This is a genomic window from Mesorhizobium sp. L-8-10 (assembly GCF_016756635.1).
Lineage (GTDB): Bacteria > Pseudomonadota > Alphaproteobacteria > Rhizobiales > Rhizobiaceae.
This window is the reverse complement of sequence record NZ_AP023263.1, coordinates 597820-612156: the sequence shown is the minus strand read 5'-3', so window position 1 is coordinate 612156 and position 14337 is coordinate 597820. Positions and strand designations below refer to the sequence as shown.

The 14337-nt window shown below is 64.9% G+C and carries 14 protein-coding genes; 9 read left to right on the top strand and 5 right to left on the bottom strand.

The genetic code is table 11. From position 1 onward, the window contains the following. Nucleotides 1–609 precede the first annotated feature (609 nt). The 9 genes from JN280_RS02795 (at nt 610) to JN280_RS02755 (ending at nt 9308) form a co-directional block, all read left to right on the top strand. Entirely contained in the window at nt 610–1701 is a 1092-nt protein-coding gene (locus JN280_RS02795; protein ID WP_202310008.1) for a LacI family DNA-binding transcriptional regulator, read from the top strand. A gap of 49 nt (nt 1702–1750) precedes the next feature. Then, nucleotides 1751–2626, top strand: a complete 876-nt coding sequence (locus tag JN280_RS02790) for a carbohydrate ABC transporter permease (RefSeq protein ID WP_244742839.1) — start codon at nt 1751–1753, stop codon at nt 2624–2626. Beyond that, the gene (locus JN280_RS02785) at nt 2616–3449 is read left to right on the top strand and encodes a carbohydrate ABC transporter permease (protein WP_202310007.1); all 834 of its coding nucleotides are present in this window, start codon (nt 2616–2618) and stop codon (nt 3447–3449) included. Before JN280_RS02790 ends, JN280_RS02785 begins: the two co-directional genes overlap by 11 nt. A 29-nt stretch (nt 3450–3478) precedes the next feature. Next, nucleotides 3479–4774: an ABC transporter substrate-binding protein gene (locus JN280_RS02780; RefSeq protein ID WP_202310006.1), complete on the top strand. Its 1296-nt coding sequence runs from the start codon at nt 3479–3481 to the stop codon at nt 4772–4774. Nucleotides 4775–4883: 109 nt separating this feature from the next. Beyond that, nucleotides 4884–6326: an FAD-dependent oxidoreductase gene (locus JN280_RS02775; RefSeq protein ID WP_202310005.1), complete on the top strand. Its 1443-nt coding sequence runs from the start codon at nt 4884–4886 to the stop codon at nt 6324–6326. 48 nt (nt 6327–6374) lie between these two features. Next, nucleotides 6375–6617 carry a hypothetical protein gene (locus JN280_RS02770; protein WP_202310004.1) on the top strand — a complete coding sequence of 81 codons (243 nt, stop codon included), beginning with the start codon at nt 6375–6377 and terminating at the stop codon, nt 6615–6617. 1 nt (nt 6618) lies between these two features. Further along, on the top strand, nt 6619–7683 hold the full coding sequence (locus JN280_RS02765) for an ABC transporter ATP-binding protein (protein ID WP_202310003.1): 1065 nt from the start codon (nt 6619–6621) through the stop codon (nt 7681–7683). A 187-nt stretch (nt 7684–7870) separates the two neighbouring features. After that, the gene (locus tag JN280_RS02760; protein WP_202310002.1) at nt 7871–8134 is read left to right on the top strand and encodes a hypothetical protein; all 264 of its coding nucleotides are present in this window, start codon (nt 7871–7873) and stop codon (nt 8132–8134) included. A 34-nt stretch (nt 8135–8168) separates the two neighbouring features. Beyond that, nucleotides 8169–9308 (top strand): M14 family metallopeptidase, encoded by a 1140-nt coding sequence (locus tag JN280_RS02755; RefSeq protein WP_202310001.1) that lies wholly within the window; start codon nt 8169–8171, stop codon nt 9306–9308. A gap of 153 nt (nt 9309–9461) precedes the next feature. Here JN280_RS02755 and JN280_RS02750 read toward each other — a convergent pair whose 3' ends face one another. From JN280_RS02750 to JN280_RS02730, 5 genes are all read right to left on the bottom strand, one after another. Continuing rightward, nucleotides 9462–9998, bottom strand: a complete 537-nt coding sequence (locus JN280_RS02750; RefSeq protein ID WP_202310000.1) for an NADPH-dependent FMN reductase — start codon at nt 9996–9998, stop codon at nt 9462–9464. A 2-nt stretch (nt 9999–10000) separates the two neighbouring features. Further along, nucleotides 10001–11317, bottom strand: coding sequence for a TRAP transporter large permease (locus tag JN280_RS02745; protein WP_202309999.1), 1317 nt, complete (start codon nt 11315–11317; stop codon nt 10001–10003). Then, entirely contained in the window at nt 11314–11886 is a 573-nt protein-coding gene (locus JN280_RS02740) for a TRAP transporter small permease subunit (protein WP_244742836.1), read from the bottom strand. Before JN280_RS02740 ends, JN280_RS02745 begins: the two co-directional genes overlap by 4 nt. A gap of 126 nt (nt 11887–12012) precedes the next feature. Then, the gene (locus tag JN280_RS02735; protein ID WP_202309998.1) at nt 12013–13092 is read right to left on the bottom strand and encodes a C4-dicarboxylate TRAP transporter substrate-binding protein; all 1080 of its coding nucleotides are present in this window, start codon (nt 13090–13092) and stop codon (nt 12013–12015) included. A gap of 102 nt (nt 13093–13194) precedes the next feature. Continuing rightward, nucleotides 13195–14334, bottom strand: a complete 1140-nt coding sequence (locus JN280_RS02730) for a CaiB/BaiF CoA transferase family protein (protein WP_202309997.1) — start codon at nt 14332–14334, stop codon at nt 13195–13197. Between the last annotated feature and the right edge of the window lie 3 nt (nt 14335–14337).

Genomic DNA, 14337 nt, shown 5'->3' with positions numbered 1-14337 from the left:
AGTAGCGGTTTCAGTTCAATTGTCTTCCGAGAGAACGAAAGAACGCACGAAGCGCCTCGAACGGAAACGTCTCCGTGACTTCCTCCACGAGAAAGTCGTCCCGCACCTTCGTGTTGGGATAGGTTATCGCTATTTCATGCCAGGCGAAGGTCCTGGCCAGAACGGCCCATCGTGCCTCCCGAGACGGGGGCAACGAAGACATCCAGCACCGAGGCGCATACGGGGGCCGTAAGCTGAGGCGATGGATATGCCCGTGATCGATGCAAAGACCGCGTCGAAGGTCGGCGAGGAGACGTCGCTCGCCCGCATCGCCGCCTTGATGGGCGAGCGAGATCAAACGCGTGCCCGTGGGCCGAAACGGCGCGCTCGTCGGCGAAGGCACGTCAAGACATTGGCACTCATTCGCTCTCCCAATCCTGACCTTGGCTGTGGCAGCGTGGACGCCCGAGAACGGCCACGACATGTGACCTTGATTGCGGAGAGCTGCGATCCGCATGATTTCCGCCCGAACGGTCGACGCGCGCGGCGCTTCGCCCGTCCATGCCTATTGATTTGGTCAAAAAAGGCGAGTAAAACGTTTAACTGTAAAACGTTTAACAGGGCTCTTTCATGAGTCGCAAGAGGTCGACGATCAAGGACGTTGCCACGCGGGCGGGCGTTTCGATCGCCACCGTTTCGAACGTCCTTTCGGGTTCCAAGCCGGTGAATGCCGAACTGCGCAAACGCGTCGAGAGTGCGGCGCTCGAGCTCTCCTACCATGTCGATCGCGCCGCTTCGCAGCTGCGCTCCGGACAGGCCAAGGTGATAGGTGTGCTCGTACCTGACCTGGACGACGTGTTCTTTACATCGCTCGTTTCGCGGCTGGAGGTGAAGGCGCGCGAAGACGGATATGATGTCATCGTGGCGAGTTCGCGCGACGATGCCGAACTCGAGAAGTCGCGGCTACGCGCCCTGCTGGGTTGGCGCCCGTCGGGGCTCGTTGCCGTGCCCTGTACCGACGACGTCCCCGAGGTCCTCGCCGAAGAGGCGCACCGCCTCCCGATGGTGCTCGCGGACCGTGTCGACAGCGAAGGAGCCTTCGCCGACACGGTGACGATCGACAACGCGGAGGCTGGCGAGATTGCGGCCCGCCACCTGGCCTCGATGGGTCATTGCGACGTGGTCATCGCGGCGTCGCATCTTTCCATTGTTCCCATCCGTGAACGCGTGCGCGGTGCCGACTCCTTTCTGCGCCAGGCGATCGGGCGGGGTGCGACCGTGATCGAGCTGGGATCCAATGGCGAACGCGGCGCCGAGCTCTTCTTGCACTGGCTCGAGCGGCACGCGCGCCCGACCGCCGTTCTGGCGCTCACCAACGTGACGACCTTGGCGGTGCTGTCGGCGCTCGCAGCCCGACGCATCGACATTCCCGAGCAGGTCTCGATCATCGGCTTCGACGACTATGCCTGGATGAGCGCGCGCAAGACCGCCCTGACCGCGATCCGCCAGCCCGTGGACGAGATGGCTGGGGCGATCTGGAACAGGCTCAAGGCGCGGATCGCCGGCGACGAGTCGGCGCCGCAGCCGATCGAACTCAAGACGTCGCTGCAGGTTCGCGATTCCGTGCGCAATCTTGGCGCAGCACCGGAAGGCGTACCCGCTTCCGCTCCGCCGCTACGGGACGAGGATGCGGACGGCGCTGGCCAATCAGCGATCCACTGATCGGGAACGAAGCAGGCGCCAACGCAAGCACAGGGTCAGGGAGGACCGTTTGCGCAAGAGAAGTCTGGCCCGGCTGATGCCGCTGGTCGCTCCGGTTCATGTCCTGATCCTGAGCGTCATCGTTGTCCCGTCGATCTTCGTGATCTGGCTGAGCGTGACCAAGTCGAGCTTCGGCCAGGCACCGACCTGGGTCGGCCTTGAGAACTACATCCGCGTGCTCTCCGATCCGGCCTTTCGCAGCGCCTTGTGGAACACCGTCATCATCGTGGTCTTTGCCGTCCACATCGAGCTTGCGATCGGGCTTCTGGTGGCGCTGCTTTTCGCGAGCGGCCTGCCGTTCCGCCGCTTCCTGCTGGTGGCCGTTCTGGCGCCATACGCGGTCAGCGAGGTGATCGCGGTCGTGATGTGGCGTTTCCTGTTCGACACATCGGCCGGACCGGTGACGCTGGCCCTCCAGGCGCTCGGCCTGCCGATCCTCGACTGGTCGTTCGAGCCCACGCACGCGATGATCCTGATCGCGCTGCTCACGATCTGGCTGCATCTGCCCTTCACCTTCATCATCCTCTATGCCGCGCGGCTGGCGATACCCAGGGACCTCTATGAGGCAGCGCGAATTGACGGTGCGACCGCCTTCCAGGCCTTCCGGCGCGTTACGCTGCCGCTGCTGGGGCCGGCGATCGCGGTGGCGCTGCTCTTCCGCTACATTTTTGCCTTCCGCATCTTCTCGGAGGTGTGGCTGCTGACGGGCGGAGGGCCGGCCCGGTCGACCGAAGTGGTGGCCGTCTATCTCTACCAGGAAGCCTTCAGCTACAACGCCTTCGGCACCGCCGCCGCGACCGCCTGGATCATGGTCGTCGCCTCGCTGCTGCTCGCCGCCGGCTATGTCTTCCTTCTGCGCAGACAGGTGGCTACGAATGCGCACTAAACGGCTTGTCATCGGGGTGGGGAAGGCTGCGGCGGTGGTCACACTGCTCGTTTGGTCGCTGTTCCCGATCGCCTTCATCGTGATGTCGTCGGTGAAGCCGGGGCAGGAGATCTTCGCGGTCCCGCCGGCCTACCTGTTCACGCCCACCTTCGAGCACTATGCCTCGCTGTGGAACCGCTGGGGCGTGTTCTTCGACGGGCTGATCAACAGCACGATCGTGACGGCCGGGGCGACGGCGCTGGCGGTGATCGCAAGCACCTGCGCCGGCTACGTCTATTCGCGCAACTCCGGCCGGTTCCTCAATGCCAGCGTGATGTTCCTGATCGTCGTGCGACTGATCCCGCCGATCGTGGTGACGTTGCCGCTGTTCCCGATCGTCAATGCGATGGGACTCAACGACACCCATGTCGTGCTGATGGTTCTCTACGCCACCTTCTTCGTTTCGCTCGGCACGGTGCTGATGCGCACCTTCATCGACCAGATCCCCCGCGAGCTGGACGAGGCCGCCGAGATCGACGGGGCAGGGCGTCTCACCATCCTGCGGCGCGTCGTGGTGCCGCTGGCCGCTCCCGGCATCCTCGCGGTCGCCGTCTTCGTGGTGGTGTTCGCCTGGAACGAGTTCCTATTCGCCTTCATCTTCATCGCGACCAACGCCAAGACCACGCCGCTGGTCATTTCGGAAATGATCGGCTCCATCGACGGCGTCGACTGGGGGATCCTGTTCGCGGCTTCCACGGTGCAGCTCGCGCCCGTCCTGCTCTTCGTCGTGCTCATGAACCGCTATCTCGTCGCCGGGCTGACGGCCGGCGCCACCAAGGGATGAAGATCCGTCTGCAAGGGAGGAAAACGACCATGAAAGCGTTCAATCTTGACATAACGAGGCGCGGCTTTCTCGGAACCGCGCTGGGCGGTGCGGCAGCACTTGCCGTCAGTCCATCGCGGGCAGCGGGCAAGACGCTCAACGTGCTCAGCCACAAGGTGCACGAGACAGTTCTGGGCACCGGAACCGACAGCGACCTGATGAAAGGCTGGAGGGCCGACAACGCCGCCGAGATCGTCTTCACGACCCTCGATTCCAATCCGCTGATGGACCGCCTGTTCCGCGAGGCGAGCCTGGGCGAGACCGACTACGGCGTCGGCTACATGGTCGACAACCGGCCGACCTCGGAGATCGCTTCGCTGTTCGAGCCGTTGGATGGCATGCTCAAGGATGATCCGATAGAGGATTTCGGGGATATCGCGCCCGGCCTCGTCGAGGGCATGACGGTCGACGGCAAGCTCATCGGCATTCCAGTGCGCCACGCCACCCAGGGCCTGTTCTACAACGAGGAACTGCTTGAGGAGGCCGGCATCTCCGCGCCGCCGGCCACGCTCGAGGAACTCGTCGAACAGGCGAAGAAGACGACCTTCACCTCGGCGGCCGGCACCCCGGTGACCGGCATGATCCTCGCCAGCGACCTCGCAGTTTTCCCGGTGATGTTCGCACGCGCTTTCGGCGGCGATTTCATCACCAGGGACTTCCAGCTCGTGCCGGATCCGGCCGCCATGGAGCAGGGGCTCGAAACGCTTCGCGGCATGTTCGAAGCAGGCGCCCTGCCCCGCAACTACGCCACCACCAAGAACGATGACCAGGTGACGTGGATCCAGCAAGGCCGTGCAGCTTTCACCGTGCTCCCTTTCGCCCGCAATGCCCAGCTCAACAATCCGGAGCAGAGCAAGTACCCGGGCAGGATCAAGGCCATCGAGTTCCCGATCTCGGCCATCCTGGCCGGCAAGATGCCGATGGCATCGGTCACGGAGGCCTGGGCGATGGTCATTCCGAAGAATGCCAAGGACAAGCAACTCGCCTGGTCCTACATCAAGGAGGTGTCGAGCAAGCGGGTCACGCTTGGCATGGCGCTCAACGGCAACGGCCCGGTGCGCGTGTCGAGTTATGCCGATCCGGCACTGACACAGAAGAACCCCGTGGCCGAGGTCGAGGCGAAGGTGCTTGCAAACGCGCGCGGCGCCTTCCCGCCCTTCCCGGAGGCGGCACGCGCGCAGGCGACCATGCTCGAAGAGGTGCAGCTTGCCGTAATCGGCCGCAAGCCGGTGAAGGATGCGGTGGCCGCCATCATCGAACGGGTCAAGCCGCTGTTGCCAGCCTGACAGCAGCGATGAACGTGCGCCCGGGCCGGCGACGGCCCGGGCTGCTGGATCAAACAGGAAATGCCTTGCCGGTGCCAGGTGGCGGCCGGCAAAACCCGAGGAAACAGACATGTCCAGCTCCGCAGTCCGCTCCATCCAGGAACCGGCCCGCTCAATCCCGATCTCGGCCGAATACGACGTTCTCGTGGTCGGCGGTGGCCCGTCGGGCCTCACGGCCGCGCTCGCGGCGTCCGAGGACGGCCTGCGGGTCGGCCTGGTGGAAAGCCGCAGCTTCGTCGGCGGCAACATGACGATCGGCCTGCCGGTGCTGGGCTTTCTCGGCCAGAAGGGCAACCAGATCATCGACGGCTTGCCGGAGAAGTTCATCCAGCGCCTGCGCAGGGAACGAGACGGTGCCAGCGAGCACCGGCCATGCCCGCTGCACATGGGCATCACCCTGGTGGAACCCGAAGCTGTGAAGACGGTGGCGCTCGAGATGCTGACTGAATCCGGCGTCGACGTGCTGTTCTACACCTTCTTCGCCGGTGTCGTGATGGATGGCGACACGATCCGCGGCATCGTCACCGAGAGCAAGAGCGGCCGCTCGGCAATTCTTGCGAAGGTCGTGATCGACTGCACCGGCGACGCGGATGTCGCCTATCGGGCCGGTGTGCCGACCGAGAAGGGCAATGCCGAGGGCGGCATGCAGCCGCCAACCCTGATGTTCTGCCTTGGCGGGGTCGATACCGACAAGCTGCGCATGTCGATCGCGAACGCGCCGCCGCAGGCGCGCACCTATCTCACCGACTTCATTCCGGCAGAGTATTTCGGCCAGAACCACCAGTTCATCGTGGTGGGCCTGCGCGAGTTGATGGCCAAGGCCAAGGAGGAGCGCGGCCTCAAGATCCCCAATGAGCGCACGATCATCATCACCGGCCTCAAGAAGGGCGAGGTCTGGATCAACATGACGCGGGTCGCCGGCACGGATGGCACCGACGCGCGCAGCCTCACCAATGGCGAGATCGAGGGCAGAGCCCAGATAGACGATATCATCACTTATCTCGTCAACTATGTGCCGGGCTTCGAACAGGCCTACTTCACGAAGACAGCACCCTTTCTCGGCATCCGGGAGACGCGGCGCATCGTCGGTCAATACGTCATGACGCAGGAGGACGTGCTCGCCTGCCGCCATTTCGACGACGCCGTGGCGGTTGCTTCCTATCCCATCGACATCCACCGTCCAGGCGACCAGGGTTGCACGCTGATCTGGTGCGGCGACTGCTACGACATCCCGTACCGCTCGCTCGTGCCCCAGAAGGTGACGAACCTGCTCGTCGCCGGCCGCTCGATCTCGGCGACACACGAGGCGATGGGTGCGATCCGTGTCATGGCGACCTGCATGGCGATGGGCGAGGCGGTCGGACGCGCAGCGAAGATCTCGGTTCGCGGCAATCGTACCCCGGCAGACATCGATGTCGGCGAGCTACGCCGCCAGCAGCTCGAGCATGGCGTCTACCTGCGCAATCCGGATGGCAGCCGCGCGTCGGTGGCCGACCTGGCGCCAGCCGCCTGACCGGACAGGCGTCGGCGTGATGCCGGCGCTACGCATCGGGATACGCGCATGGTGAGGCATCATTTCATCGGAGTCGACGTCGAAACCGGCATGGGCGGGCCCGTTCTGCTCGGCACGACGGCCAGCGCTTTCGCGAGCCTGCCGGATGCAATGGCGGCGATGACCGGCGGCCCCCATATGTTCCAGCCGGCAGTCGACACGGCGGCCATCCATTCGAGACGGCTCGCAGCTTTCGAAGCGTTGCAGCAGACGGCGCGGGCCATCCGCAATATCGATTCCCCGGAGACATGACATGGCAGGCCTGCGACTGGACAAGCTTCGAAAGACATTCGGCGCTGTTGAGATCATCAGGGGCGTCGAACTGGAGATTGCGGATGGCGAGTTCGTCGTCTTCGTTGGCCCGTCCGGCTGCGGCAAGTCGACCTTGCTGCGCATGATCGCCGGACTGGAGGACATCTCCGGTGGCGACCTCTTCATAGGCGGCGAGCGTTGTAACGACATGGAACCGCGCGACCGGGGCATCGCCATGGTCTTCCAGTCCTATGCGCTTTATCCGCATCTCAGCGTATACGACAACATGAGCTTCGGCCTGACGCTCAATCGCACGCCGAAGGCCGAGATCGAGATGCGTGTGCGCGAGGCGGCGCGCATCCTGAAGCTCGGGCAACTCCTTGACCGCCGCCCTGCGCAGCTTTCCGGCGGCCAGCGCCAGCGCGTCGCCATCGGCCGTGCCATCGTCCGCAAACCGCGCGTGTTCCTTTTCGACGAGCCGCTGTCGAACCTCGATGCCGCCCTGCGCATGGACATGCGCATGGAGATCGCGCGGCTCCACAAGGAACTCGGCGCAACGATGATCTATGTCACCCATGACCAGGTCGAGGCGATGACGCTCGCGGACAAGATCGTGGTGCTCGAGGGCGGCAAGGTGCAGCAGGTCGGCGCGCCGATCGAGCTCTACAAGAAGCCGGCCAACCGGTTCGTCGCGGGCTTCATCGGATCCCCGAAGATGAACTTCTTCGACGTGACCGTGACGGATGTCGCGTCCGGCATGGCCACGGTCGAGTCGGCCGCGGTCGCACCGGTCTCCGTCGCCGCCGGCGGCCTTGCCGTCGGCAAGCGCGCGGTCCTGGGCGTGCGCCCGCAGGCGCTGCGGCGCGAGGCCATGTCCGATCGGGACGGCACGATATGCGGCACCGTCTCGCTGGTCGAGCGGCTGGGCGCGGAGACGATCGTCAGCCTCGACACCGAATCCGGCGCGCGGGCGCTGGCTGCCATACCCCAGGACGAGATTTTCGAGACGGGTAGTGCCGTAGCGTTCCGGTTTGACCCGGCGCAGGCGCATCTGTTCGCGGCGTGAGCCAACCGGGCGTTTGACGAGGAGAAGTTTGCGATGGGTATCCGGCTGGCCGCCGGCAGGCAGCCCGCGTCGCCGCCCAGGGCGTGCGCCTACCGGTTCGGGGTGCGGCATGTCGGGGCGCGGCGTTGCAGCTCTCTTCGGGAGGCGCTAGAGTTGCGACAGGCTGCATGGCCGAGGAGCACCTGATATGGCGGGGCGCGCGACGGTCCGCTGGCTGGTTCGTCTCACTCCAGCCGCGGGTCGCACAGTCGACGATCTCCTGAAGGTTCCACTGAGCTTCGACGTCTGGGAACGGGAAGCCGACGCCGTCGTGGCGGCCGTCTCCGAGCAGACGATTGCCGAACTCGAGCGCCGGCGAATGGCTGGCGTCGAGCGCCTCCGCACGATTGCCGACCTGGAAAGTGGCGTACCCAGCTCCTGTCACCCCGACGGGCAACCGGAGGGTCCCTGATCGGGCTGGCTCTGTCGAACGGAGGAATGGACATATGAGCCTCATCGCCAAGGTCACGTCTTCGGGACCGCAGAAGCCACTTGGGGACGTTCTTCGAGTACCGCTGGGCATCGACGTTTGGGAGGTCAAGCCGGATCACCTGATCCTTCGTGGAACCGAGGCTCAGCTGGACCGCCTGTCCAGCATGGGCTACCTCGTGGAGCAGATCGAGGATGTGGCGCGGCACCTGTCCACCTTCGCCAGGGCGGAGGCAACGGAACAATATCACTCGGCCGCCAGCCTGGAGGCGGAACTGCGGCAGCTCGCGGAAGCGAGGCCGGACATCGCCCAGCTGATCGAGATCGGCCGAAGCATCGAGGGCCGGCCCATACTGGCCTTGCGGATCGGGGACCGTCGCGGCGGTGTTCCCAAAGTCCTATTCATGGGCTGCCACCACGCGCGCGAGTGGATCGCCGTGGAAGTGCCTTTCCTGCTCGCCAAGGAACTCGTCGTGCGGGCCGACGAGGCGACGATCGCAGGCTGGCTCACGAGCGGAGAAGTCTGGGTTGCCCCGATGGTCAACCCGGACGGCCATGAACACAGTCGGGCGCAGGAACGGCTTTGGCGCAAGAACCGCCGGAGGAACGACGACGGATCGTTCGGCGTCGACCCGAACCGCAACTATGGCTACATGTGGGGCACTCTTGATGTCTCCACCTCCAGCCACGTGCCGAGCGACGAGACCTATGTCGGCCCGCGGGCTTTCTCCGAGCCGGAGACGCAGGCGGTCCGCAATCTCATAGGCTGCGAACGCTTCGCCGGCGTGATCACCTATCACAGCTATTCTCAGCTCATACTCTACCCCTGGGGCTACACGGACAGACCTGTCCCGGACGTTGAGCACCGGGAGCAAATGGTGGGGATGGCCCAGGAGATGCAAACCCTTATCCAGGAGGTGCATGGCAAGGTCTATGTCCCGCAGCAATCGTCCGAGCTCTACCCGACTGCGGGCGACACGACGGATTGGACCTACGGGACCTACGGCATACCGTCCTTCACAGTTGAACTGAGGCCGCGCACCTTCCAGGAAGGCGGTTTCATCCTGCCGCCGGACCAGATCCTACCGACCTGGGAGGAGAACCGACCGGCGGCCTTCCGGTTCATAGAACAGCTCTTGGCGGCACCCGTGGCATAGGCGCGGAGTGTAGTCGACGACTGTCCTCGCGTGACGGCCATCTGCCCGTCCAGAGTTGCTCTTGCACGACTTGTTCAAGAATGCGCGGCAGGAAATGCCGGTAGTAGGCGGCCGTGAGTCTCGTTGGGCGAGACGATATGCAATCTGGCGGCTTCACGGTCTTCCGAGAGAACGAAAGAACGCACGAAGCGCCTCGAACAAAAACGTCTCCGTGGCCTCGTCCGCGAGATAGCCGTCCCGCACCTTGGTGTTGGAATGGGTTATCGCCACTTCCTGCCAGACGAAGGTCCTGGCCAGCACGGCCCCGAGCACGTTCTTCAGATGCGCCTGCGCCCGCACGCCGCCTATCGCGCTTCCCGAGACGGTAGCGATGAAGACCGGCTTGTCCTTCAGCACCGAGGCGTATGCTGGGCGGGATGCCCAGTCGATGGCGTTCTTCAGCACGCCCGGAACGGAATAGTTGTATTCCGGCGTGATGATGATGACGCCGTCGGCGGCCGCGATTGCGTTCTTCAGCGCGGCCACGCTGTCCGGCAGAGGGTCGAGGTCGGCATTGTAGTGCGGCAGCGAGCCGATATCGAAGCGGGTGAAGCCGGCCTCGCCGGCAAGCTTCTGGCAGATCGTCTCCACCACGGCTTTGGACGAGGATGCGGCGCGAAGGCTGCCGCAAAGACAAAGGATCGAGTGCATCGTCAGAGCCTCGCGAGCCAGGTCGCGATCTGCGGGAAGATCGCCAGGACGATCAGGCACACCACCATGGTGAGCACGAAAGGAAAGGAACCGCGGAAGATGTCGCCGACCCTCAGCCTGGGGTCGTTGAGCGCCGACTTGACCGTGTAGGCTGACAGGCCGAACGGCGGCGTCAGCAGCCCGATCTCGACCGCGATGACGGTCATGACGCCGAACCAGATCATGTCGAAGCCGGCAGCCTGGGCGACCGGCAGTGCGATAGGCAGCAGGATCAGCATGATCGAGATCGAATCGATGAAACATCCCATCAGGATGACGAGGGAGATGAACACCAGCATGAAGCCCCATGGCCCGAGCGTCCCGCCGATAAGGAACTCGGCCAGCGCCAGCGGCAGGCCGGACATCGCCAGCATCCGGCTGAAGAAGGTCGCGGCCACGATCAGGAACAGCACCGAGACGGTGATCTGACCGGTTTCGACCAGCAACGACCAGAAGCTGGACGGGGTCAGGGATCGCCGCGCGAGAGCGATCAGCAATGCCCCGAGCGCGCCCATGGCGCCGGCCTCGGTCGGATTGAGGAAGCCGCCATAGAGGCCCCCGAGCACGACCGTCATCAGCGCGAGGATGGGCGCGCCCTTGCGCACGCCGTCCAGCAGGCCGATCGTCTCGCGGCCATCGACCCTCGTCCCCTCCCGTTCGAACACCGAGGCGGGCCGCCGCCATGCCATCAGCATGATGGTGACCGCGAAAAGGATGGACAAGAGGATGCCCGGACCCACGCCCGACAGGAACATGCGGCCGACCGATTCCTCCGCCAGCACCGCATAGACGACCATCAGCAGAGAGGGGGGTATCAGCATGCCAAGCACCGAACTGCCGGCCACCACGCCGGTGGAGAACTTCGGCGTGTAGCCATGCCGCACCATCTCGGGCACCGCGATGCGCGAGAACACGGATGCCGAGGCGACGGATATGCCTGTGATCGAAGCAAAGATCGCGTTGGCGAAGACGGTGGCGATGCCCAGTCCGGTCCGGAACCGCCGCAGCATGCGCTCGAAGAGATCGAACGTATCCTTGCCGACGCCGGAGATGGTGACCAGAAGCCCCATCAGCACGAACAGCGGCACGATGGCGTAGAGATATTCCTCCAGACTGTCGTTGGCGACGGAGCCGAGCATCCTGAAGGCGACGGTCTCGTTGCGGATGAAGGCGACGGCCCCGAAGGACGAGACCATCATCGCCACCCCGATCGGCAGCCCCAGCAGGATCAGGACGAGCAGGACGGCAATCGCGGCAATGCCGATCTCGATACCGGTCATTCCGCGCCGCCTTCCTGCTTTGCCGCCCGGCGCAGACGGGTCGCCGCCATCAGCAGGAACTGCGCGGACGCGACCGCGGCGCCGAGGAAGATCAGCGCGCGGAACGGCGACGTCGGCATGGTCAGCACGCCGATGACGCCGATGAACTCGCTGTGCTCGACGTCGCGCCGGAAGATGCCCCAGCTCGACCATGCGATGCCTGCACACAGAACAGCCCCGGCGAGGTCCCAGGTGGCGCGGATCCCGGCAGCGATGCCGGGCCACCGCTCCGACATCGCGGTCATGAAGAATTCGGTGCTGGCCAGCCGGTCGTTGCGGACCGCCGTCCCAAGCTGAAGGAAGACGATGAGGACGACGGTCAGCGCTCCCAGTTCGGCGATCAGGGGCAGGGACGCGCCCATGATGTTCCGGGCGATCACGTCGGCGACGATGATCGCCATGAGGAAGACGATCATGATGGTGCCGAGGGCCGCCAGCCCGTCGACCCATCTGTTCCACAACGGCATCGGATTCCTGCGGCCGGGCGGGCCATTCGTCGCCGCGCCGGTCCTGTTGGGTTCAACCTGCATGTCTTGCCCCTGCGCTGGAGCATCGGACCCGAAACCGGGTCCCGGTTCCGGGAGGATCCGATGCCGAACCAATGGATGGAGCGGCAGCACCGGTTCCATCCGTGCGTCCGCCGCTCCAGCGAGCGCTTACATGTCCTTGTCCCAGTCCCGCGCGGGCTTCTCGCCGGAGGCACGAAGGCCCTCCATATAGGCCTTCATGAATGCCTTGCCGGGAAGACCGCGCGCTTCCGCATCGGCCGCCCATTCGCCGGCGATGTCGGGAAGGCCGTCGACCCACTTCTGCCGGTCGCCTTCGGGCAGTTCGGAGATCGTCACCGGCGGGTTCTGGCCCTTGCCGAGTTCGACCATCTTGGCGAAGGCCGCTTCGTGGCGCTCGAGCAGGTCCTTGCCGTGCGCTTCGGTATACGCCTTGCCCGCCGCGATCATCGCCTGTTGAACCTCTTCGGGCAGGCTGTCCCAGCTGTCCTTGTTGATGGCCACTGCTCCGGAGAAGGCGGTGCCGATGCGCACCCGCGTGATGTAGGGCGCGACCTCGTAGAGCTTGGCCGGCAGGACGCCCAGCGCGAGCGACAGCACGCCGTTGGACACACCGGTCTGGATGTCGGTGTAGAAGGTCGGCAGGGAGCCGTCGACAGCGTTCGCTCCGGTGCCGCGCAGCCACTGCCCCAGCACGCCGGGCGCGGAAAGCTTCATGCCGTTCAGATCGGCGACGCCCTCGATCGGCTTCTTGGTATAGATGTCATAGTCGTCCGTGCCGGTGAGGCCCAGCACCTTCAGGTCATACTGCTCCCATTCGTTCCTGAAGGCCTCGTTGTTCTCAAGCAGATCCGACATCACCTCGAGCTGCACCGGCGGGTTGGCGGTGGCGAACGGGGCGTAGGTCGAGGCCTGGCTGAGCGGCAGCTTGGCCCCTTCCAGGAAGGAGAACACCCAGCCGACGTCGGTGACACCCTCCTGGACAGAGGTCAGCGTGGCGTTGGCCTTGTAGAGCGAGCCGCCAAACGCCTCGTTCCATTTGATCTTGTAATTGCCCTTCTCGGCGAGCTGGCGATCGGTCTCGGCCATGAAGACCGACTTGATCATCCCGACCCAGGGGATGACCAGCGGGTGGCTGGACGCGACCGTGAGCTCGATCTCTTCCTGGCCGTGGGCGACGGCTGGAAATGCCATCGCCGCGGCGAGCAGCAGTCCTCTTAGTCTATGCATGTCGGTTTCCTCCCAGTTCCAAACCGCTTGATTTCCAGCCCGGCACGCCGAGCTTCATCGTTCCCTCGTCACGATCTTCTCCGGTGCCCGCGCCATCGTGCGTCAACCCGCCTTGCGTTCGAGCTCGGCTCGGATTTCCGCGCCGTGCTCGTCGAGCATCGGCGGCGGCAGGATCGAGAGGTCCGCCTCGCCGTCGAAATTGTAGGGCGCGCGCACCGTCGTGAACGGCCCCATCTCAGCGTGCTCGGCGCCCACCTTGATGTTGAGGTGAACGGCCTGCGGATCCTCGAGCGCCTCGTCGGAATCGTAGGCGGGCGCGTGCGGCACCTCGTGCTTCAGCAGCAGGTCGCACCATTCCTCGCGCGTCTTCCCGGCGAACACGGGCGTCAGCACCTCGATCAGCTCGCTCTGGTGCCCGATGCGCGCCATGCGCTCGGCGAAGCGCGGGTCCGTCGCCAATTCGGGCATGCCGACCGCCGAGACGAGGCCTTCCCAGAATTTGGGCGGCGAGGACATGTGGATGGCGATCCATTTCTTGTCCGAACAGGCGAATGTATAGGACTGCGAGACCGTGGGCCGGCTCAGCGGCCCCATCACTTCGCCGACGGAATAGTAGTGGGTGAAGCTGTCCAGGTTGAAATGGCACATCGCCTCCAGCATGGAGATGTCGAGGCGGCGGCCCTTGCCCGTCTTCACGCGCTCGAGCAGCGCCGAGACGATGCCGAGAGCGGCATAGTGGCCGGTGACGGCGTCCGCGATCGCCGGGCCGATGATGCGGGGATTGGTCGGCGGCGTGAGCAGGCGAAGGTAGCCGCTGGCGGCCTGGGCGACGGTATCGAATGCGGGGCGGTCGCGCGACGGCCCGCTCTGGCCGAACCCCGAGATCGCACAGTAGACGAGGCCGGGATTGAGCCTGTTCAACTCCTTCTCGCCGGCTCCGATCCTTTCCGCCACGCCGGGACGGAAGTTCTGGATGAAGACGTCGGCGGTCCCGATCAGCTCATGGAAGACCGCCCGGTCGTCCGGCTTGCTCGTGTCAAGCGCGATCGACCGCTTGTTGCGGTTGTAGGTCTGGTAGTGGGGCGAGTAGAGGCCGCCCTTGAAGGCGCGGAACGGGTCGCCTGTCTCGGGCCTCTCCACCTTGATCACGTCGGCGCCGAGGTCGGCCAGATGCATGCCCGCTGCCGGACCGGTGATGTAGGTCCCCATCTCCACGACCCGGACGTCCTTGAGGATCTTCATGCC

Bases quoted from the DNA above. Each gene is read 5' to 3' on its own strand.
- JN280_RS02795 (WP_202310008.1), top strand. From the start codon at position 610: ATGAGTCGCAAGAGGTCGACGATCAAGGACGTTGCCACGCGGGCGGGC.
- JN280_RS02785 (WP_202310007.1), top strand. From the start codon at position 2,616: ATGCGCACTAAACGGCTTGTCATCGGGGTGGGGAAGGCTGCGGCGGTG.
- JN280_RS02780 (WP_202310006.1), top strand. From the start codon at position 3,479: ATGAAAGCGTTCAATCTTGACATAACGAGGCGCGGCTTTCTCGGAACC.
- JN280_RS02775 (WP_202310005.1), top strand. From the start codon at position 4,884: ATGTCCAGCTCCGCAGTCCGCTCCATCCAGGAACCGGCCCGCTCAATC.
- JN280_RS02770 (WP_202310004.1), top strand. From the start codon at position 6,375: ATGGTGAGGCATCATTTCATCGGAGTCGACGTCGAAACCGGCATGGGC.
- JN280_RS02765 (WP_202310003.1), top strand. From the start codon at position 6,619: ATGGCAGGCCTGCGACTGGACAAGCTTCGAAAGACATTCGGCGCTGTT.
- JN280_RS02760 (WP_202310002.1), top strand. From the start codon at position 7,871: ATGGCGGGGCGCGCGACGGTCCGCTGGCTGGTTCGTCTCACTCCAGCC.
- JN280_RS02755 (WP_202310001.1), top strand. From the start codon at position 8,169: ATGAGCCTCATCGCCAAGGTCACGTCTTCGGGACCGCAGAAGCCACTT.
- JN280_RS02750 (WP_202310000.1), bottom strand. From the start codon at position 9,998: ATGCACTCGATCCTTTGTCTTTGCGGCAGCCTTCGCGCCGCATCCTCG.
- JN280_RS02745 (WP_202309999.1), bottom strand. From the start codon at position 11,317: ATGACCGGTATCGAGATCGGCATTGCCGCGATTGCCGTCCTGCTCGTC.
- JN280_RS02740 (WP_244742836.1), bottom strand. From the start codon at position 11,886: ATGCAGGTTGAACCCAACAGGACCGGCGCGGCGACGAATGGCCCGCCC.
- JN280_RS02735 (WP_202309998.1), bottom strand. From the start codon at position 13,092: ATGCATAGACTAAGAGGACTGCTGCTCGCCGCGGCGATGGCATTTCCA.
- JN280_RS02730 (WP_202309997.1), bottom strand. From the start codon at position 14,334: ATGAAGATCCTCAAGGACGTCCGGGTCGTGGAGATGGGGACCTACATC.